The sequence below is a fragment of the Rhizobium phaseoli genome (assembly GCF_001664385.1).
GTDB lineage: Bacteria > Pseudomonadota > Alphaproteobacteria > Rhizobiales > Rhizobiaceae > Rhizobium > Rhizobium phaseoli.
In genome coordinates, this window is record NZ_CP013532.1 from 4,002,078 (window position 1) to 4,021,447 (window position 19,370).

At 61.3% G+C, this 19,370-nt stretch carries 18 protein-coding genes and 1 riboswitch; of the genes, 11 read left to right on the forward strand and 7 right to left on the reverse strand.

All coding sequences use genetic code 11. From position 1 onward, the window contains the following. Positions 1 to 4: 4 nt before the first annotated feature. From nrdF to AMC88_RS19210, 5 genes are all read right to left on the reverse strand, one after another. On the reverse strand, positions 5 to 979 hold the full coding sequence (gene nrdF, locus AMC88_RS19190; protein ID WP_064825673.1) for a class 1b ribonucleoside-diphosphate reductase subunit beta: 975 nt from the start codon (positions 977 to 979) through the stop codon (positions 5 to 7). A gap of 179 nt (positions 980 to 1,158) precedes the next feature. Further along, complete coding sequence (gene nrdE / locus AMC88_RS19195; RefSeq protein WP_041683783.1) at positions 1,159 to 3,363, reverse strand: class 1b ribonucleoside-diphosphate reductase subunit alpha; 2,205 nt, start codon at positions 3,361 to 3,363, stop codon at positions 1,159 to 1,161. Further along, positions 3,342 to 3,746 carry a class Ib ribonucleoside-diphosphate reductase assembly flavoprotein NrdI gene (gene nrdI, locus AMC88_RS19200; protein WP_012485335.1) on the reverse strand — a complete coding sequence of 135 codons (405 nt, stop codon included), beginning with the start codon at positions 3,744 to 3,746 and terminating at the stop codon, positions 3,342 to 3,344. Before nrdI ends, nrdE begins: the two co-directional genes overlap by 22 nt. A 16-nt stretch (positions 3,747 to 3,762) precedes the next feature. Next, entirely contained in the window at positions 3,763 to 3,984 is a 222-nt protein-coding gene (gene nrdH, locus AMC88_RS19205) for a glutaredoxin-like protein NrdH (RefSeq protein ID WP_010068756.1), read from the reverse strand. Positions 3,985 to 4,243: 259 nt separating this feature from the next. Further along, a riboswitch (cobalamin riboswitch) is annotated at positions 4,244 to 4,469 on the reverse strand. 190 nt (positions 4,470 to 4,659) lie between these two features. Then, positions 4,660 to 6,903, reverse strand: coding sequence for a heavy metal translocating P-type ATPase (locus tag AMC88_RS19210; RefSeq protein WP_012485336.1), 2,244 nt, complete (start codon positions 6,901 to 6,903; stop codon positions 4,660 to 4,662). 71 nt (positions 6,904 to 6,974) lie between these two features. Here AMC88_RS19210 and AMC88_RS19215 point away from each other — a divergent pair, with 71 nt between their 5' ends. Together AMC88_RS19215 and AMC88_RS19220 are read left to right on the forward strand one after the other, a co-directional pair. Beyond that, positions 6,975 to 7,397, forward strand: coding sequence for a MerR family transcriptional regulator (locus tag AMC88_RS19215; RefSeq protein ID WP_012485337.1), 423 nt, complete (start codon positions 6,975 to 6,977; stop codon positions 7,395 to 7,397). 66 nt (positions 7,398 to 7,463) lie between these two features. Next, positions 7,464 to 8,672, forward strand: coding sequence for a TIGR03862 family flavoprotein (locus AMC88_RS19220; protein WP_012485338.1), 1,209 nt, complete (start codon positions 7,464 to 7,466; stop codon positions 8,670 to 8,672). A gap of 45 nt (positions 8,673 to 8,717) precedes the next feature. Here the strand turns inward: AMC88_RS19220 and msrB are convergent, their stop codons facing one another. Beyond that, entirely contained in the window at positions 8,718 to 9,203 is a 486-nt protein-coding gene (gene msrB / locus AMC88_RS19225; RefSeq protein WP_012485339.1) for a peptide-methionine (R)-S-oxide reductase MsrB, read from the reverse strand. 201 nt (positions 9,204 to 9,404) lie between these two features. On the opposite strand from msrB, the gene AMC88_RS19230 reads away from it, so the two are divergent. The 5 genes from AMC88_RS19230 to AMC88_RS19250 all read left to right on the forward strand — a co-directional run bounded on the left by AMC88_RS19230 (position 9,405) and on the right by AMC88_RS19250 (position 13,819). Beyond that, positions 9,405 to 10,364 (forward strand): helix-turn-helix domain-containing protein, encoded by a 960-nt coding sequence (locus tag AMC88_RS19230; protein WP_064825674.1) that lies wholly within the window; start codon positions 9,405 to 9,407, stop codon positions 10,362 to 10,364. Positions 10,365 to 10,530: 166 nt separating this feature from the next. After that, the gene (gene adh / locus AMC88_RS19235) at positions 10,531 to 12,039 is read left to right on the forward strand and encodes an aldehyde dehydrogenase (RefSeq protein WP_012485341.1); all 1,509 of its coding nucleotides are present in this window, start codon (positions 10,531 to 10,533) and stop codon (positions 12,037 to 12,039) included. 219 nt (positions 12,040 to 12,258) lie between these two features. Beyond that, on the forward strand, positions 12,259 to 12,651 hold the full coding sequence (locus AMC88_RS19240) for a DUF779 domain-containing protein (RefSeq protein ID WP_004677349.1): 393 nt from the start codon (positions 12,259 to 12,261) through the stop codon (positions 12,649 to 12,651). A gap of 197 nt (positions 12,652 to 12,848) precedes the next feature. Then, positions 12,849 to 13,445 carry a DJ-1/PfpI family protein gene (locus AMC88_RS19245; protein WP_012485342.1) on the forward strand — a complete coding sequence of 199 codons (597 nt, stop codon included), beginning with the start codon at positions 12,849 to 12,851 and terminating at the stop codon, positions 13,443 to 13,445. A gap of 23 nt (positions 13,446 to 13,468) precedes the next feature. Beyond that, positions 13,469 to 13,819 carry a ribbon-helix-helix domain-containing protein gene (locus AMC88_RS19250; protein ID WP_012485343.1) on the forward strand — a complete coding sequence of 117 codons (351 nt, stop codon included), beginning with the start codon at positions 13,469 to 13,471 and terminating at the stop codon, positions 13,817 to 13,819. 20 nt (positions 13,820 to 13,839) lie between these two features. Here the strand turns inward: AMC88_RS19250 and AMC88_RS32165 are convergent. Then, a protein-coding gene (locus AMC88_RS32165; protein ID WP_097541909.1) for an IS5 family transposase occupies positions 13,840 to 14,600 on the reverse strand; the annotation gives its coding sequence in 2 pieces (ribosomal slippage) (positions 13,840 to 14,273 and positions 14,273 to 14,600; 762 coding nt in all). 351 nt (positions 14,601 to 14,951) lie between these two features. On the opposite strand from AMC88_RS32165, the gene AMC88_RS19265 reads away from it, so the two are divergent. The 4 genes from AMC88_RS19265 (at position 14,952) to AMC88_RS19280 (ending at position 19,334) form a co-directional block, all read left to right on the forward strand. Continuing rightward, on the forward strand, positions 14,952 to 15,659 hold the full coding sequence (locus tag AMC88_RS19265; RefSeq protein ID WP_012485344.1) for an SDR family NAD(P)-dependent oxidoreductase: 708 nt from the start codon (positions 14,952 to 14,954) through the stop codon (positions 15,657 to 15,659). A 169-nt stretch (positions 15,660 to 15,828) separates the two neighbouring features. Continuing rightward, a complete protein-coding gene (locus AMC88_RS19270) occupies positions 15,829 to 16,959 on the forward strand; it encodes a calcium:cation antiporter (protein WP_064825675.1) in 1,131 nt (376 codons plus the stop codon). A gap of 131 nt (positions 16,960 to 17,090) precedes the next feature. After that, entirely contained in the window at positions 17,091 to 17,855 is a 765-nt protein-coding gene (locus AMC88_RS19275) for a bestrophin-like domain (protein ID WP_041683784.1), read from the forward strand. Between the two features lie 282 nt (positions 17,856 to 18,137). Next, positions 18,138 to 19,334: an efflux RND transporter periplasmic adaptor subunit gene (locus tag AMC88_RS19280; RefSeq protein ID WP_012485348.1), complete on the forward strand. Its 1,197-nt coding sequence runs from the start codon at positions 18,138 to 18,140 to the stop codon at positions 19,332 to 19,334. Positions 19,335 to 19,370: the final 36 nt, after the last annotated feature.

Below are 19,370 nucleotides of genomic sequence, written 5' to 3' on the forward strand. Positions count from 1 at the left end.
AGCCTCAGAAATCCCAATCCTCGTCCTCGGTCGCCACAGCCTTGCCGATGACATAGGACGAACCGGAGCCGGAGAAGAAGTCATGGTTCTCGTCGGCATTCGGCGAAAGCGCCGACAGGATCGCCGGATTGACCTTGCAGGCCTCGGCCGGGAAAAGCGCCTCATAGCCGAGGTTCATCAGCGCCTTGTTGGCGTTGTAATGCAGGAATTTCTTGACGTCCTCGGTCAGTCCGAGCCCGTCATAGAGCGCCTCGGTATATCTGGCCTCGTTGTCGTAAAGCTCGAGCAGCAGGTCGAAGGCGAAATCCTTGATCTGCTGCCGTCTCTCCTCGGAAAGCCGCTCGAGCCCGCGCTGGAATTTGTAGCCGATATAATAGCCATGCACCGCCTCGTCGCGGATGATCAGCCGGATCATGTCGGCCGTGTTGGTCAGCTTGGCGCGGCTTGACCAGTACATCGGCAGATAGAAGCCGGAATAGAACAGGAAGCTTTCGAGGAAGACGCTGGCAACCTTCTTCTTCAAGGCATCGCCGGAGCCATACTGCTCCATGATCAGCGCCGATTTCCGCTGCAGGAACTCGTTCTCCTCCGACCAGCGATAGGCATCGTCGACGTCGGGCGTCGAGCACAGCGTCGAGAAGATCGAGGAATAGGAGCGCGCATGCACGGCCTCCATGAAGGAGACGTTGGAAAGCACCGCCTCCTCATGCGGCGTCATCGCATCTTCCATCAATCTGATCGCGCCGACGCCGTTCTGGATCGTGTCGAGCAGCGTCAGCCCGGTGAAGACACGGATGGTCAGCTGCTGCTCGGCCGCCGTCAGCGTCGCCCAGGAGGGAATGTCATTGGACAGCGGCACCTTCTCCGGCAGCCAGAAATTGCCGGTCAACCGGTTCCAGACTTCGAGATCCTTATCGTCCTCAATGCGGTTCCAATTGATGGCGCGCACGCGGCTGATTGGCTTTATGGATATGTTCATTGGGTGGTCTTTCTTCCACAAATTCTAACGGGGTGCGGGGCCCCCTCACCCTGCCCTCTCCCCGCTGGGGAGAGGGGAACGCCATGCAATCGGCTTGTCTCTTCTCCCCATCGGGGAGAAGGTGCCGGCAGGCGGATGAGGGGGCTACAAGCTCGAAACTCTCGGCCAGCAGCGCAAACTCACAGCGTACAAGACACGCAGCCCTGCACCTCGGTGCCGGACAGCGCCATCTGGCGAAGGCGGATGTAGTAGATCGTCTTGATGCCCTTCTTCCAGGCGTAAATCTGCGCCTTGTTGATATCGCGCGTCGTCGCCGTGTCGCGGAAGAACAGGGTCAGCGACAGGCCCTGGTCGACATGCTGGGTCGCCGCCGCATAGGTATCGATGATCTTCTCCGCCCCGATCTCGTAGGCGTCCTGATAATAATCGAGATTGTCGTTGGTCATGAACGGGGCCGGATAATAGACCCGGCCGATCTTGCCTTCCTTGCGGATCTCGATTTTCGAGACGATCGGATGGATGGAGGAGGTCGAGTGGTTGATATAGGAGATCGATCCCGTCGGCGGCACCGCCTGCAGGTTCTGATTATAGAGGCCGGACGCCATGACAGCCGTCTTCAACTCCGCCCAATCGTCCTGTGTCGGAATATGGATTCCTGATTTGTCGAACAGCGCCTGCACCTTCTCGGTCGCCGGCTTCCATTCCTGCTCGGTGTATTTGTCGAAATAGTCGCCGCAGGCATATTTCGAATTTTCGAAGCCCTTGAAGCTTGTGCCGCGTTCGACCGCCAGCAGGTTCGAGGCGCGGATCGCGTGATAGGTCACCGTATAGAAATAGATGTTGGTGAAATCGACGCCTTCCTCCGAACCGTAGAAGATGCGCTCGCGGGCGAGATAGCCGTGCAGGTTCATCTGGCCGAGCCCGATCGCATGGCTCTCGTCATTGCCCTTCTCGATCGACGGCACCGAGGCAATATGGCTCATGTCGGAAACGGCCGTCAGCGCCCGGATCGAGGTCTCGATCGTCTTGCCGAAATCGGCGGAATCCATGGCTGCGGCAATGTTCAGCGAGCCAAGATTGCAGGAAATATCCTTGCCGAGATGCTTGTAGGAGAGGTCGTCATTGTATTCGCTTGCCTCGCTGACCTGCAGGATCTCGGAGCAGAGATTGCTCATCGAAATGCGCCCGTCAATCGGGTTCGCCCGGTTCACCGTGTCCTCGAACATGATGTAGGGATAACCACTCTCGAACTGGATCTCGGCGAGCACCTGGAAAAATTCGCGCGCCTTGATCTTCTTCTTCGAGATGCGCGCATCCCCCACCATCTCGCGATACTTTTCCGTCACCGAAATTTCGGTGAAGGGCACGCCGTAGACGCGCTCCACGTCATAGGGCGAGAACAGGTACATGTCCTCGTTGTTTTTCGCGAGTTCGAAGGTGATGTCGGGCACGACGACGCCGAGCGACAGCGTCTTGATGCGGATCTTCTCGTCGACATTTTCGCGCTTGGTATCGAGAAACCGCATGATATCAGGATGATGGGCGTTGAGGTAGACGGCGCCCGCCCCCTGGCGAGCACCGAGCTGGTTGGCATAGGAAAAACTGTCTTCGAGCAGCTTCATGACGGGAATGATGCCCGACGACTGATTCTCGATCTGCTTGATCGGGGCGCCGGCCTCACGGATGTTCGTCAGTGACAGCGCCACGCCGCCACCGCGCTTCGACAATTGCAGCGCCGAATTGATCGACCGACCGATCGATTCCATATTGTCCTCGACCCGCAGCAGGAAGCAGGAGACGAGTTCGCCGCGCTGCTTCTTGCCGGCATTGAGGAAGGTCGGCGTTGCCGGCTGGAAACGGCCGGAAATGATTTCGTCGACCATGTCGCGGGCAAGCGCCTCGTCGCCGCGCGCCAGCGTCAGCGCCACCATGCAGATGCGATCCTCGTAGCGCTCGAGATAGCGCTTTCCGTCGAAGGTCTTCAGCGTATAGCTGGTGTAATATTTGAAGGCGCCGAGGAAGGTCGGGAAACGGAACTTCCTGGCATAGGCCTGGTCGAACAGGTCGCGCACGAAATTGAAGGAATACTGGTCGAGCACCTCCTGCTCGTAATAGCCCTCGGTCACGAGGTAATCGAGCTTTTCCCTGAGATTGTGAAAGAACACGGTGTTCTGGTTCACATGCTGCAGAAAATACTGCTTGGCCGCCATGCGGTCCTTGTCGAGCTGGATCCGTCCCTCATCGTCATAGAGGTTCAGCATCGCGTTCAGCGCGTGATAGTCGAGCGCTTCCGCCGCTTTCAAAGAGCGTTCGCCGGTGGGATGAGCAAAAGTGTTATGCGGTTTTGCGCCGGCATCCCGCGTCAGAGTTGTTCCCGTGTCCAAAATCGTTCCATTCCGTGTTTGACGTTGGCGACATCCTCCTCCGTGCCCATGAGCTCGAACCTGTAGAGGTAAGGCACCTGGCATTTGCGCGAGATCACGTCGCCGGCGAGCCCGTATGTCTCACCGAAATTGCTGTTGCCCGCGGCAATCACGCCCCGGATGTGTTTTCGGTTCTCCGCATCGTTCAGGCAACGGATCACCTGCTTGGGAACGGCGCCCTTGCCGTCACCGCTGCTATAGGTCGGCACAACAAGCACGAAGGGTTCGCGGATATGAAACGCGTCCGCACCGCTCGCCGGAATGCGGGCCGCGCGCAATCCGAGCCTGGCGACGAAGCGATGGGTATTTTCGGATCGGCTGGAATAATAAACGATCAGCCCCATCGCCTTTCTCCTCGGGTCAGGAGAGCGCGCTGATCATATCGGGACGGAAACCCGCCCAATGCCGCTCGCCGGCGATGACGACGGGCGCCTGCATGTAGCCGAGGCTGCGGACGCGATCGAGCGCTTCTGCATCCTGGGAGATATCGACGATATCGTAGTCGACACCCAGGCGATCGAGGGCGCGATAGGTGGCGGTGCATTGGACGCAGGCGGGTTTGCTATAGACGGTAACGCTCATCATGTTCCTCGTGATGTCAAATTCAGGACGCAATACTGGGATCGGGCGCCTTGCGACGTCCGGGGCAACGCTTGATGGTGATCTGGCAAAGTCGGCGGTTTAAACGCCCGATACGATCCCCTTCGGGATTTGCGCGGGCGGCGGCCTTGATATTCTGGACATGACTTCAACCCCGAAGTGCTCATGCGGGCGTTCAGGGCAGCGCAACAGGCGCGGATCGTTCCGCTTTCATGCACGCGACCTTCCGGACACCCCGCCCGTGGACATCTCGTTCAAGGCAGGTCTCCTGGCTCGCGGGTCGAAGCACGCTGCCCCAGCCTTCCCGAGGCATCATGCCTCAGTGACCTGAAATCGGACAGTTGCTCGCCGCTTACAGTTGCGGGGGCAGCTCCGGCCTTGTTGCGCCGTCATGGCGAAACGCACCGTATTCCCATCTTCGCCCGCGATCCTGACGAATCGAAGGAACCTTGAACACTAGATATAGTACGCGAATCCAGAATTACGTCAACGGATGGTTTGTGCATCGCGTTACGACAGGTTTGAAATCGCTGCGTTCCTGTGAAAAATATGGATAAGGAAGGCTTAACGACACGAGGCTGTGGAGAAGGTTCGGATGGCCTGTAGCCGGGCCTCAGATTTTTGTTTCCCGGTCCGGCACGAGTCGTCCCCGAATAGTCATTGTCCCTTTAGTCGAAGCAGCCTGAGCGCGTTGATCGTCACCAGCACGGTGGCGCCGGTATCGGCAAGAATCGCCGGCCAGAGCCCGGTGATGCCGGCAATGGTCGTCACCAGAAACACCCCCTTCAGACCGAGCGCGATGGTGATATTCTGCAGGATGTTGCGCATCGTCCGTTTCGACAGTTCGATCATCCGTGCCACGTCGCCGACGCGCCCGTGCAGCACGGCGGCATCCGCCGTCTCCAGCGCCACATCGGTGCCGCCGCCCATGGCGATGCCGATATGGGCAGCCGCCAGCGCCGGCGCGTCGTTGATGCCGTCGCCGACCTTGGCGACGACGAAACCCTGGCGTTTCAATTCGACGACGACCCGCTGTTTGTCCTCGGGCATCATCTCGCCGCGCCAGTCGATGCCGAGCATGCCGGCAACGGCGGCCGCCGTCCGCTTGTTGTCGCCCGTCAGCATCATTGCTTTGACACCGGCCGACCTGAGCGTGGAAAGCCCCACCTTGGCATCCTCGCGCGGCTCGTCGCGCATGGCGACCAGGCCGGCCGCAACATTGTTGACGAGCAGCACCGACACGCTCTTGCCCTCGTCGTTCAGCGCCATAATGCCTGCATCCCTTTCGCCGTCGAGGGCGCCGCGCTCGCGGGCCGCGGACGGCGACAGCAGATCGAGCGTCTCGCCGCCGACTTTGCCGCGGACACCTTTGCCCGGCAGCGCTTCCAGTTCGAAAGCCGGCGGCACGGGAACGCCGTCTGCCCTAGCGCGGTTGAGGATCGCCAGCGCCAAGGGATGGCTGGAGCCCTGCTCCAGCACTGCCGCGCGCGACAAGACCTGCGCCTCGCTCATTCCGAAGGCGACGATATCGGTCACCTTAGGCTTGCCTTCCGTCAGCGTGCCCGTCTTGTCGAAAGCGACCATCGTGACCTTGCCGAGCGCTTCCAAGACCGCGCCGCCCTTCATCAGCAGACCCCGCCGCGCGCCTGATGAAAGCGAGGCGGCGATCGCCGCCGGCGTCGAAATGACGAGCGCACAGGGACAGCCGATCAGCAGGATGGCAAGGCCCTTATAGATCCATTCGCCCCAGGCGCCGGAGAGGAACATCGGCGGAACCACCGCGACAAGTGCTGCGACCATCACCACGCCGGGCGTGTAATAGCGCGAGAACCGATCGATGAAGCGTTCGGTCGGCGCCTTCAATTCCTGTGCCTCCTCGACCAGCTTGACAATACGGGCAATCGTGTTGTCGGCGGCCGCCGCCGTGACACGAACCCTGAGCACTGCGTCGCCGTTCACCGTTCCGGCAAAGACGGCGGCATCCACACCCTTGCGCACTGGTGTGCTCTCGCCCGTCACCGGCGCCTCGTCGATCGCGCTCTCGCCTGACACGATGATGCCATCAGCCGAGATGCGGTCGCCCGGACGCACCATGATGATGGCGCCGACGGCAAGGCTTTCCGCCGGCACCTCACGCGTCTGACCATTGTCTTCCAGCAGCGCGTTCTTCGGCACCAGGGCCGTCAGCGACTGGATGCTTTCGCGCGCCTTGCCGGCCGCCACACCCTCCAGCAGCTCGCCGACGAGAAACAGGAACACGACGGTGGCTGCCTCCTCGCCGGCATTGATGATGACGGCGCCGACGGCGGCAATCGTCATCAGCATCTCGATCGAGAATGGCGTGCCCGATCGAGCCGCCATGACCGCGCGCCGCGCGATCGGTACCAGCCCGACCAGCATAGCGACGATAAAGGTATAAGGTGCAATCGTCGGCACGAGATGGCCGACGGCATAAGCAGCGATCAGCGCCGCACCCGAGAGGATGGTGAACCGGCCCTTCCGGCTTTGCCACCAGGGACCGGTCATCGGTCCATGGTCATGCCCATGCAGACCTTCGATTTCGGCCTTGCCATGCGCATGGTCATGATCATGACCCTCATGATCGTGATCATGACCCGCGTGATCGTGATCATGGTCGTGATGATCATGCGAGCCATGCTCATGCGTCGGCACCATGCTTCCGGCAAAAGGCGAGACCGAATAACCGAGCCCCGTCACCTTCTTCTCGATCGCCTTGAGGTCGCTGCTGCCGTCATGCCGGACGATCATCGTGCCCGCCATCACCGAGACGGAAACATCGGCCACCCCTGCGACGCGCCTGACCGCCGTATCGATCTTGCTCGCACAGGCGGCGCAATCCATGCCGCCGACCCGGTATCGTGCCTCGTTCGTCTCAGCCATGATCCGCTTCCTTGTCAAACAGAAGCATCCCTCCTACATCCTCTAGCGACTAGAGGTGCAAGAGGAAAATCATGAAAAAGATCACGATCGGCGAAGCCGCTCGCCGGAGCGGGGTCAAAGTGCCGACGGTGCGTTATTACGAGAGCATCGGTCTGCTCGCGGTCCCGAGCCGCAGCGAAGGCAACCAGCGCTCCTTCGAACCTGCCGATATCAACCGCCTCACCTTCATCCGCCATGCCCGCGAACTCGGCTTCGAAATCGAGGCGATCCGCACGCTGCTCACCCTGCAGGATGATCCTCACCAATCCTGCGCCTCGGCCGATGCCATCGCCAAGGCTCGTCTCGTCGAGGTCGAGCAGCGCATCCGCAGCTTGATGGCGCTGAAGGCCGAACTCGAAACCATGGTGGAAGGTTGCGGCCATGGCCGCGTCGACCAATGCCGTGTCATCGAGGTCCTCGCCGACCACGGCCAGTGCACGCATTCGCATCACTGATCCCGCCCTTGCAGGCAAGGCGCAGCCGCGCCAAAACTGCACCGGAAGAATCGGGCGAAGACATTCATGAACCAGAAGCGAATTGCGATCATCGGCGGTGGCCCGGCGGGCCTGGCGGCGGCCGAACTGCTTTCGCTCTCCGGCCATACGGTGACGGTGTACGACGCCATGCCGACCTTCGCTCGCAAGTTTCTGCTGGCCGGCAAATCGGGACTGAACATCACCCATTCCGAGGATTATGCCCGTTTCGCAACGCGCTTCGGTGCGGCCTCCGCCCGCCTGCGCCCGGCGCTCGATGCCTTTACCCCTGGCGACATAAGAGATTGGGCAGCAGGGCTCGGAACCGAGACTTTCGTCGGCTCGTCCGGCAGGGTTTTCCCGGATGTGATGAAAGCCTCGCCCTTGCTGCGCGCCTGGCTCAAACGGCTGGAGGCGCAGGGCGCCACGCTTCGCACCCGCCATCGCTGGATCGGTTTTGCCGATGGGGGCTATGTTTTCGAAACGCCGGAAGGGCGCAGCATCGTCCATTGTGACGCAGCCCTGCTGGCGCTCGGCGGCGCCAGCTGGCCGCGCCTCGGCTCCGATGCAAGCTGGCTGCCGTGGCTATCGGAGAAGGGCGTCGAGATCGACGCCTTCCAGCCCGCCAATTGCGGCTTCGTCGTCGGCTGGAGCGAAAGTTTCCGCGAGCGTTTCGCCGGCGAGCCGGTGAAATCGGTCACCGCCACCTCCGGTGCGGGCACTTTTCCTGGCGAATTCGTCATCAGCGCAAACGGCATCGAGGGCAGCCTGGTCTATGCCCATGCGGCAAGCCTTCGCGATCAACTGCTGAACCGCGGCAGTGCTGCCCTGACGCTCGACCTCGCCCCGGGTCGGACGATCGAAAGGCTGACCCGCGACCTCACGCGCCAGGACGCCAAATCGAGCTTTTCAAACCGCCTGCGCAAGGGCGCCGGCCTCGACAGTGTCAAGGCGGCGTTGCTGCGGGAATTCGCACCCGAGCGCGACCGAGCCGATCCCGGACGTCTCGCCGGCATGATCAAGGCCCTGCCGGTGCCGGTTCTCGAAACGAGGCCGATCGGCGAGGCCATCTCCTCGGCCGGCGGCATCCGCTGGAGCGGCATCGACGATGACTTCATGTTGAAGGCGTTGCCGGGCACCTTCGTTGCCGGCGAAATGCTCGACTGGGAAGCGCCGACCGGCGGCTATCTCCTCACCGCCTGCCTTGCGACAGGCCGCGCCGCCGCGCGCGGCATAGAAGCCTGGCTGCGCGGATAAGTGCCGGCGCTCGCAGGCCGAACAGCAAACAAGAACGTCTTGCGATCAGGCCGAGGCTGCACGAAACGTCATGACAAGACCATTCATGCAGTAGCGGAGTCCAGTTGGCTTCGGACCATCATCGAAGACATGTCCCAGATGGCCGCCACAGCGGCTACAATGGACCGCCGTGCGCGCCATCCCGAAACTGGCGTCGTGTGTGGTGCCGACGGCATGGTCGAGCGGCGCCCAAAAGCTCGGCCAGCCGGTGCCGCTATCGAATTTGGTCGCCGAGGAAAAGAGCTTTTGCTCGCAGCCGACGCAGGCGAAAGTGCCCTTCCGCTCCTCATGCAGCAACGGACTGCTGAAGGGATTTTCCGTGCCCGCCTGACGCAGGATGACGAATTGATCCGGCGTCAGCAGCTTATGCCATTCCTCATCGGTATGGGTCACCGCAAACGTTTCGCCGGCGATCGCCTTGCCGGCCAGGCTGGCGCGAACGGCAAGCGCCCCGAAAACGGTCGTCATCAGCAACAATCGTCTGTTCAACATGATCAGGATATCCCCATCTGACAAAGCCTTGCTCTGTAGGAAAATACGGGCGAGAGACGTCTTTGTTACATTCTCACCGCTCAAACACCGAAATGTGATGCGGCCCATCTTTCACCGCACGCTGACGGCCGCCACGTGCCGCCTGATTGCAAACGCGCGGTTTTTCCATCAGACTGTGCTGAAGTTCCGTGGGAGGAGCAGATGCACGAACAGTCAGCGCACGCGGAGCATGTCTATACCTCTGCTCAGCGCGATTCCGCCGCGGCCAGTTCTCCGGTGGTTGCCTCGTGGCGGCGATGCATGACCATGCATCAGCTCGCCCCCGAGGATGAACGGGCGCCGCTGCGCCTGAGCGATGAGGAATTTCGGCGCGCCCGCGAACAATGCGGGCAGTTGATCGCCAGCGCGACGGAAGAGCTCGATCGCCTCTTCACCACCGTCGGCAAGGCCGGCTGCTGCCTGCTTCTGACTGACAAGAATGGTATTGCGCTGGAGCGGCGGGGAGCGGCCGGCGACGACAAGGAATTCCGCGAACTCGGCCTCTGGACCGGCTCCGTCTGGACCGAGGCAAGCATCGGCACAAACGGCATCGGCACCGCGCTTGCCGATGAACGCGCCGTCGCCATCTTCCGCGACCAGCATTTCTTCTGCGCCAACACAAGCCTTAGCTGCACGACTGCGCCGATCCGCGATCATCGTGGCCGGCTGGCCGCGGCCCTCGACATCTCCACCTGCCGTGAAGACGTCAACGAGATGACCCTGGCGATCCTGACGCAGACCGTGCGCGATGCGGCGATGCGCATCGAACTCAACCTCTTCCGTTCGGCCTTTCCCAGCGCCCGCTTTCTGGTGGTTCCGGCCGGCGCCAACTCGGCCGCCGCCCTGCTGGCCGTCGACCGGCATGACCTCGTGCTCGGGGCGACGCGCGCCGCCCGCATCGCGCTGCAACTGGACGACAAGCGAATCGCCGCCGGCATTCCAGCCGCCGATGCTCTCCGCGAGGCGAGCGTCTCACAGCAGGAAGAGATGGTCGAGGCGGAGAAGGCAGCCTTGCTACGGGCTCTGTCGCGCGCCGGCGGCAACGTCTCCCAGGCGGCGATCGCGCTTGGCATCAGCCGCGCCACCCTGCACAGGAAGATGAAGAAGCTCGACCTCCACTGATCGGCTTAAAGGTTCCGCCACGACGGCAATGGTGACGCGATCCTGTCGCAACTCTGCGACACTGTGCACTGCGGTATGAAAGAGCCGCCCTGTTCCCTTCGCCAAAACACGCACATTTTCTTCCCACTGGTTCACTTGGGAACCTGGCTCATCATGGGAGGATGACATGCTTCATCAGAAAATCGTCGAGTCGCCGTTCAAGCTGAAATACGGCAACTATATCGGCGGCGAATGGCGCGACCCGGTCGAAGGCAAGTATTTCGAAAACCTGACGCCGGTCACCGGCGGCAAGCTCTGCGACATCCCCCGTTCCGATGAAAAGGACATCAATCTCGCGCTCGACGCCGCTCACGCCGCCAAGGAAAAATGGGGCCGCACCTCCGCTGCCGAGCGCTCCAATATCCTCATGAAGATCGCCCAGCGCATGGAGGACAAGCTGGAATTGCTCGCCCAGGCCGAGACCTGGGACAATGGCAAGCCGATCCGCGAAACGATGGCGGCCGACATTCCGCTGGCGATCGACCACTTCCGCTATTTCGCCTCCTGCATTCGCGCCCAGGAAGGCTCGATCGGCGAGATCGATCACGATACGATCGCCTATCACTTCCACGAGCCGCTCGGCGTCGTCGGCCAGATCATTCCCTGGAACTTCCCGATCCTGATGGCCACGTGGAAACTGGCTCCGGCGCTTGCGGCCGGCAACTGCGTCGTCTTGAAGCCTGCCGAACAGACGCCGGCCTCGATCCTGCTCTGGGCCGAACTGGTCGGCGATCTGCTGCCGCCCGGCGTGCTCAACATCGTCAACGGCTTCGGCATCGAGGCCGGCAAGCCGCTGGCGACCAGCCCGCGCATCGCCAAGATCGCCTTCACCGGCGAGACGACGACAGGCCGGCTCATCATGCAGTACGCCAGCCAGAACCTCATTCCGGTGACGCTGGAACTCGGCGGCAAATCGCCGAACATCTTCTTCGCCGACGTGATGGCCGAGGACGACGATTTCCTCGACAAGGCGCTCGAAGGCTTTGCGATGTTTGCCCTCAACCAGGGCGAAGTCTGCACCTGCCCGAGCCGCGCCCTCGTCCAGGAATCGATCTACGACCGCTTCATGGAAAAGGCCGTCAAGCGCGTCGAGGCGATCAAGCAGGGCAACCCGCTCGACACGGCGACCATGATCGGCGCACAGGCCTCGACCGAACAGTTGGAAAAGATCCTCGCCTATCTCGATATCGGCAAGCAGGAAGGCGCCGAGGTGCTGACCGGCGGCTCGCGCAACGATCTCGGCGGCGACCTGGCGAACGGCTATTACGTCAAGCCGACGATCTTCAAGGGCCACAACAAGATGCGCATCTTCCAGGAGGAGATCTTCGGACCGGTGGTCTCGGTCACGACGTTCAAAACCGAAAAGGAAGCGCTTGAAATCGCCAACGACACGCTTTACGGCCTCGGCGCCGGCGTCTGGAGCCGCGACGCCAATCGCTGCTATCGCTTCGGCCGCGAGATCCAGGCCGGCCGCGTCTGGACCAACTGCTACCACGCCTACCCCGCCCACGCCGCCTTCGGTGGCTACAAGCAATCGGGCATCGGCCGCGAAACCCACAAGATGATGCTTGAGCACTACCAGCAGACCAAGAACATGCTGGTGAGCTACAGCCCGAAAGCGCTCGGTTTCTTCTGAGAACTTTCGTGTGGTGGGAGGGAGTGTCAAAACCCCTCCCCAACCCCTCCCCACAAGGGGGAGGGGCTTAACGTGCGGCGCTCGCCGTATTCGCTGTCGGCCGCAGCATACGATGCATCCGGCTTGTTATTTTGCGAGGGGGTGCCAGAGCTTAGCCCTCCCCCTTTTGGGGAGGGGTTGGGGAGGAGAACTCTTCTCCCGAAAATTTGGAGAAGACCGATGGAAACGACAGTCAACGGTGAACCGCGCGTTCTCGCAACCGACGCAGCCCTTGACCTGATTGCTGAGATCAAGCGCGATCATCCCGATATCCTCTTCCACCAGTCCGGCGGCTGCTGCGACGGCTCCTCGCCGATGTGTTATCCCGCCAATGAATTCATGGTTGGCGACAGCGACGTCAAGCTTGGCGAGATCGGCGGCGTGCCGGTCTACATCAGCGCCAGCCAGTTCGAGGCGTGGAAACATACACAGCTGATCATCGATGTCGTGCCGGGGCGTGGCGGCATGTTCTCGCTCGATAACGGCCGCGAGAAACGCTTCCTCACCCGCTCCCGACTTTTCGGCGGCGGAGAGGCCTGTGCCGTCCCGGACGCTACGGTCAGAACAGTCTGATGCATGCCGCTAGAGAATGATGCCGAAAAGTGTGAGCGGTTTTCGGGCGACATCATGCTCTAACTCTTTAATTTAGCACAGGCGGTCGAGCGCGCAGCGTACTTCCGACTTGAGAATTTCGCCTGTAGTATTCCCTTAGTACCTTCTGTCCGGCGGTCTTTGTTAATCTTCGTCCGTTGGTTTCAAAGGAGGATACGATGCCAGCTCCAAAGATCCTGATGATCACAGGTGATTTCACCGAAGATTATGAAACGATGGTGCCGTTCCAGACGCTGCTCGCCTGCGGCTATACGGTCGATGCCGTCTGCCCCGGCAAGAAGGCGGGTGAGAGCGTCGCCACCGCCATCCATGATTTCGAGGGCGACCAGACCTATTCCGAAAAGCGCGGCCACAATTTCGCACTGAACGCCACTTTCGAGAGCGTGCGGGCGGAGGATTACGATGCCCTCGTCATCCCCGGCGGCCGCGCGCCCGAATATCTTCGCCTCAATGCCGACGTCATCAAGTCGATCCGGCACTTCTTCGATGCCGGAAAACCTGTTGCAGCCATCTGCCACGGTGCGCAGCTGCTTGCCGCTGCCGGCGTGTTGAAGGGCCGCACCTGCTCGGCCTATCCAGCATGCCGGCCGGAAGTCGAACTGGCCGGCGGCATTTATGCCGATATTGCAATCACCGATGCGGTCTCGGACGGCAATCTGGTCACGGCGCCGGCCTGGCCGGCGAATCCCTCCTGGCTGCGCCAGTTCATGGCGGTGCTCGACGCCGCGTCGATGCCTGAAACCAACGCCGCCTGAAAGGGGGGCACCGGGAGGACGACATGTGTGAACCCTTCATCAAAGCGGATGCGCGGCTATGGGAAAGCACCACCCGGTCGCTGCGCATCGACGGAATGGTCACCAGCGTCAGGCTGGAGAACTTCTTCTGGTCGAAGCTCGAGGAAATTGCCCGGCGCGACGGCATGAACGTCGTACAGCTGATCACCCGGCTGCATCATGAGTCAATCGATGCCGGCCACGATCTCGGAAATTTCACATCCTTCCTGCGCGTCTGCTGCGCCCGCTATCTCGATCTGCAGCTCACCGGGGATATCCCCGCCGATGTCAGCCGCCCGATCTCCGAGCTGAATGCGCCGGTTATCCTCGGCCGCGAACGCGAAAAATATCACTGAAGTCTAGGAGCTGTGGACACTTATCTGAGCCATAAGATTGTTGCGGCCAGAGCGATCATGGCTTTGTAGTTTCGAACGGTTTTCTCATATCGCGTGGCGATGCGTCGAAACTGCTTGAGCTTCGAGAAGCAACATTCGACGAGATAGCGCTGAGCGTAGAGTTCCTTGTCGAGTGGATACTTCTTGGCACGCGAGGGGTTGTTCGGGATAACCGCTTGCGCGCCCTTGTCGGCAATGAGTTTGCGTAGCCGGTCGCTGTCATAGGCCGTATCGGCCATGACGACCTCGGCTGGCAGGTCTTCGATCAGGAGATCGGCTTGCGGTGCATCGCCTTTCTGGCCGGCGGTCAGGATGAAACGAACAGGACATCCAAGGCCACGCACGGCCATATGGATTTTGGTGCTCAAGCCGCCGCGCGAGCGGCCAAGGGCCTGATCTTCAGCCCCTTTTTTGCGCCGGAGGCGTGCTGGTGGGCGCGAATAATAGTACTGTCGACGATCAGGTATTCGAAGTCGGTATCCTCCGACATTGCTTCGAAGACACGCCACCAGACACCCTTTTGGCTCCAGCGGCTGAAGCGGCGAAACACGCTGTTCCAATCACCGAACACCTCCGGCAGATCGCGCCAGGGCGAACCCGTCCGCACGATCCACAAGACCGCTTCCACAAACATGCGATTGTCACGTCCAGACGAACCGCGCGTGCGATCGTCGCCAATGATATGACGAGACATCCGCTCCCACTGGTCATCTCGAAGAATGAGACGATCTAAAACACCCATGACTGCCTCCAAAAGACAGTCTTGAATCTGATTTGCTCAGCTTTGGGAATCCCAAGAGTCCACGGCTCCTAGAGCATGATGCCGAAAAGTGTAGGCGGTTTTCGGGCGACATCATGCTCTAACTCTTTAATTTAGAACAGGATTCAGATTTTAGGCCGAACGGGCCTAAAATCATCCTGTTCTGGCCCGGCGAACCGCCGGTGACGGCGGGCAGAGCTCTCCACGGGAACTCTGCCGACAATCCTGGATACCTGACCTTGATGCGGCTCCACGGGGGTTGCGTTGCGGCGCAGCCTGGATCAACAATGCGCGGCATCATCCAGCACCGGCACCGTCAGGAGATTGATTGCCATGAACGACCAGAAAGCCGTGATCGTCACGGGAGCCGGCGGCAACCTCGGCAGCGCCGTTGTCCGCGAGCTTGCCGCAGGCGGCGCCAAGCTCGTCTGCATGAACCGGTCGAGCCAGGAACTGGAAGTCTTGGCCGGCGAGCTTCCTGCCTCCACCGAGTTCCTCTCGATCGCCGGAACGGACCTCACCGATTATGCCTCCTGTGCTGCAGCCGTCGCCCGGGCCGTCAAGCATTTCGGCGGCGTCAGCGCCCTGGTCAATACGGTCGGCGGCTTCCAGATGGGACCGGTCGGGCCGGATGCACCTTTCCAATGGGACACGATGATGACCGCCAACGCCCGTACTGCGCTGACGATCAGCGCTGCGGTTCTCCCGACCATGAAGGCGGCAGGCTATGGCCGCATCATTCACGTTGCCGCCGCCCCCGGCCTGAAAGCCGGAGCCAATCAGGCCGCCTACGCCGCGTCGAAAGCCGCCGTTATCCGGCTCACCGAAGCGATCGCTGCGGAAAACCGCGAACACCGCATCACCGCCAACTGCATTCTGCCCGGGACGATCGACACCCCCGAGAATCGCGCCGCAATGCCCAATGCGAAGACGGATGGCTGGGTATCGCCGCAATCGATCGCCCGCCTCATCGCCTTCCTGATATCGCCGGCCGCAGCCGTCGTTACCGGCGCGGCGATCCCGGCGACCGGCCGCGAATAAGGCAAGGCCTGCCTGTCTCACGGCGCCATCTGGCGTGCGGCACTGTCCTTTTGTATTCTCGACAGAAGACCGGTTGTATTCTCGACAGAAGACCGGGCTTAGAGAGCGGGCGGGACACGATGGTGTTGATGATCGCATGGCGACAGCATGTGCGGAACGGCGGTGGTCGATGACCGACGGGCCAGCAGTCCGCACCGCCGGCACCGCCGGCCTGCGCGAGGAATGGTTCCTCGGCGTCAGCATCGCAACCAGCCTGATATTCCTCGCTTTTCCGGAGCAGCTCTTCCGCCGGCTTTCCGAACCGCTTTGGTTCGCCGTCGTTTTCGGCTGGCTGTTTGCCGTCGTTCTCGGCTCCGCCTTGTCGGTCGTGCGGCATGCGGATCGTCTTGCCGAGCAGCTGCGGGAGCCTTACGGCACGCTCATTCTGACGCTTGCCATCACCTCGATCGAAGTCATGGCAATTTCGGCCGTCATGATCCACGGCGAAAACAACCCGACGCTTGCGCGCGACACCCTGTTTGCCGTCGTCATGATCATCTTGAACGGCATGGTCGGCCTGTCATTGCTGCTCGGCGCGTGGCGGCGGCCGGAACAGCAGCATAATCTGCAAGGAGCCAACGCCTATCTCGGCGTCATCGTGCCGCTGGCGACGCTGAGCCTCGTCATGCCGACATTTCTTGCCGGCCCGGACGGACAGCATCCTTCGGCGCCGCGGCAATTGATGTTGGGCATCGTCTCGGTCGGCCTTTACGCCACATTCCTGTTTCTGCAGGCCGGCCGCCATCATGATTACTTCACCACCGACGGCAACCGCCATCAGCATCCCGGCGAACACACTCCTCCGCACGGCCCCCTCTGGCCCCATGCCGTTCTGCTCTTCGCCTATATGGGGCCCGTCGTCTTTCTGGTCGAGCAGCTTGCGCGGCCGATCGACTACATCATTGAAACCCTTCATGCGCCGACCGCATTCGGCGGCGTTGTCATGGCCATCCTTGTCGCAACGCCCGAGGCAATCAGCGCGGTGCGCGCATCCATCGCCGATAATCTCCAGCGCTCCGTCAATATCTTTCTGGGTTCAGTTCTGTCGACGATCGGCCTGACCGTGCCGGCGATGCTCGTCGTCAGCCGCCTTTACGGGCACCCGGTAACCCTGGGCCTGGAACACAGCGATCTGGTGATGCTCGTGCTCACCCTGGCCGTCAGCATCATTACCTTTGCCAGCGGCCGCACCCACCTGATGCAGGGCGCCGTCCATCTCGTGCTTTTTTTGGCTTACGTGCTGCTCATCTTCCAGCAATGACCTCCGCACGAGAATAGGAAGGTAAAGATCTCCACGCTCGGTTGATCTTCCGCTATGATGACGGCCGCTCTTGCACAGCTTGCCCGTATCGCGGCGCCTGCGGAGTGGCCGTGACGATACGGAGAGGGGACGTGAGCTCACTGTTGCTTGGCGGGCTGGTTTTTATTTTCCTGTCGGCGGCGACATCGATAGGAATGATCGTGCGCGGCCGCTTGCCGGATCATCATCTCAGTTCGGAATCCAAGGATGTCATCAGGCTCGCGACCGCGGTCGTGGGGACGCTGTCGGCCTTGGCGCTCGGCCTGTTGATCGCATCCGCCAAATCGACCTACGACAATGCCGAAGTGGAGATGAGAACGGCAGCGGCGCGGGTCCTGCTTTTGGATCGCGTCATGGCGCAATACGGCCCGGAAACCGAGGATGCGCGCCGGCTGCTGCGCCACCTCATCGAAAGACGGCTGAGCCGCGGCTGGACTGCCGCAACCACCGACGAGGCATCCGGCAAGGCGCTGGGAGAATATCAGGATATCGAGGCCGTTCAGGGCGACCTTCGATCCTTGTCGCCGAAGGATGCCGTGCAGCACTCTCTCCAGACGCGCGCGCTTGAAGTCAGCGGCATGGTGGCGGAAACCCACTGGCTGCTGGTCGAATCCGGCAGTGAGGGTCTGCCCTGGGCCTTTCTCGCGGTTCTCGTCTGTTGGCTTTCGTTGCTTTTTGCAACCTTCGGGCTGCAGGCGCCGCCCAACCCGACGGTGCTGTCCATTCTCTTTGTCTGCGCGCTTTCCGTCGCCGGCGCTGTCTTCCTGATTTCGGATATGGCCAACCCCTATATCGGGCTGGTCCGTGTGTCGGACGCACCGTTGCAGTCGGCCATGGAACGGCTTGGGAAACCGTAGCGGCGTTGCGACCCCTCTGCCCCGGCTCCTTTGAGCTCAACAGAGTTCAATTGTGCACCACGGGCTATTGCAATTTTTAGCAATGCCGCGACATAATATCGCATGCCTTGAACCTTCGGCAGGCCATTGGGGGCAGCCGTCGAGGCACGCATGAAGACGACAGCGCCGCGCGTCTTTAAGACGCGCAAACAACGCTGTCGCGCGTTGAATTGCTGCATAACTTATCCTTCGATCGCTTCCGATTTCAGGATTATGCAGTGGGCTCTTGTCGAGGCGGCGGCAATGCGTGGGAGACTGCATCAGGGTCTGCGACTTTTTTTGACATTTACCGGCATGGCAATGCTTGCCGGCTGCGAGGAGAGCGGCAACACCTATGTCCCCCCTCCTCCGCCGCCGGTTCGCGTCGCGCTGCCGGTCCAGGAGCCGGTGACGCTCTATTTCGAACTCACCGGCAATACCGCGCCGCTCAATGCCGTCGATATCGAGGCGCGCGTCCAGGGCTATGTCCAGTCCATCGACTACCAGGACGGCATGATGGTGAAAAAGGGCACCAGGCTTTTCGGCATCGAGCGGGACACCTACGAGGCGCAACTGGATCAAGCCAAGGCATCGCTCGCCTCGCAGCAAGCCTCCCAGGTCGGCGCAAAGCAGGAATATGACCGGCAGCTCAATCTTATGAAGCAGGAGGTCACCACCCAGACCGCGGTCGACAGCGCCAAGGCGACGCTCGACGAGGCGAATGCGGCCATCCTCAACGCCCAGGCCAATGTCGAACTCGCGACGATCAATCTCGGCTATACCGAGGTGCTCGCTCCTTTCGACGGCATCGTCACGGATCACCTCGTCGATATCGGCACGCTGGTCGGCGTGTCCGGCCCCACCAAACTCGCCAGCATCGTCCAGACCGATCCGCTTTACGCCTATTTCAACGTCAGCGAAACGCAGGTGCTGATGATCAAGGAAACCCTGGCAAAGCAGGGACATACCTTCAGGCAGACGGACCTGCCGAGCATACCCGCGGAGATCGGTTTGCAGACGGAAGAAGGTTACCCGCACAAGGGACATCTCGACTACGTATCGCCCCAGCTGGACGCCTCCACAGGCACGCTTCAGGTTCGTGCCCTGTTCGACAACAAGGATCACGCCATGCTGCCCGGCCTCTTCGTGCGGGTTCGGGTGCCGGTCGGCCATAACGACAAGGCTCTGCTCGTGCGCGACGATACGATCGGCACAAACCAGCTCGGCAGCTACGTGCTCGTTCTCGGCAAGGACAACGTCGTCGAGCAGAAGCAGGTCAAGACCGGCCAGCGGGAAGGTGCGCTCCGGGTCATCCAATCCGGTCTCGATTCGGCCGACTGGGTGGTGACTCAAGGGATCCAGCAGGCCATTCCCGGCAGCAAGGTCACGCCCGAGAAGATCGAAATGAACCCGACGGCCAATGCCGCCGGCGATGCCAAGGCCAATACCACCACGCAATGAATTTCGCCACCACGCTTCCTCTGAACGTCTGAGGCA

Excerpts from the sequence above, each read along its gene's own strand:
- nrdF (WP_064825673.1), bottom strand. The coding sequence starts at position 979 with ATGAACATATCCATAAAGCCAATCAGCCGCGTGCGCGCCATCAATTGG.
- adh (WP_012485341.1), top strand. The coding sequence starts at position 10,531 with ATGCTTCATCAGAAAATCGTCGAGTCGCCGTTCAAGCTGAAATACGGC.
- AMC88_RS19240 (WP_004677349.1), top strand. The coding sequence starts at position 12,259 with ATGGAAACGACAGTCAACGGTGAACCGCGCGTTCTCGCAACCGACGCA.
- AMC88_RS19210 (WP_012485336.1), bottom strand. The coding sequence starts at position 6,903 with ATGGCTGAGACGAACGAGGCACGATACCGGGTCGGCGGCATGGATTGC.
- AMC88_RS19220 (WP_012485338.1), top strand. The coding sequence starts at position 7,464 with ATGAACCAGAAGCGAATTGCGATCATCGGCGGTGGCCCGGCGGGCCTG.
- nrdI (WP_012485335.1), bottom strand. The coding sequence starts at position 3,746 with ATGGGGCTGATCGTTTATTATTCCAGCCGATCCGAAAATACCCATCGC.
- AMC88_RS19245 (WP_012485342.1), top strand. The coding sequence starts at position 12,849 with ATGCCAGCTCCAAAGATCCTGATGATCACAGGTGATTTCACCGAAGAT.
- AMC88_RS19270 (WP_064825675.1), top strand. The coding sequence starts at position 15,829 with ATGACCGACGGGCCAGCAGTCCGCACCGCCGGCACCGCCGGCCTGCGC.
- AMC88_RS19215 (WP_012485337.1), top strand. The coding sequence starts at position 6,975 with ATGAAAAAGATCACGATCGGCGAAGCCGCTCGCCGGAGCGGGGTCAAA.
- AMC88_RS19265 (WP_012485344.1), top strand. The coding sequence starts at position 14,952 with ATGAACGACCAGAAAGCCGTGATCGTCACGGGAGCCGGCGGCAACCTC.
- AMC88_RS19250 (WP_012485343.1), top strand. The coding sequence starts at position 13,469 with ATGTGTGAACCCTTCATCAAAGCGGATGCGCGGCTATGGGAAAGCACC.
- AMC88_RS19230 (WP_064825674.1), top strand. The coding sequence starts at position 9,405 with ATGCACGAACAGTCAGCGCACGCGGAGCATGTCTATACCTCTGCTCAG.
- AMC88_RS19280 (WP_012485348.1), top strand. The coding sequence starts at position 18,138 with ATGCGTGGGAGACTGCATCAGGGTCTGCGACTTTTTTTGACATTTACC.
- msrB (WP_012485339.1), bottom strand. The coding sequence starts at position 9,203 with ATGTTGAACAGACGATTGTTGCTGATGACGACCGTTTTCGGGGCGCTT.
- nrdH (WP_010068756.1), bottom strand. The coding sequence starts at position 3,984 with ATGAGCGTTACCGTCTATAGCAAACCCGCCTGCGTCCAATGCACCGCC.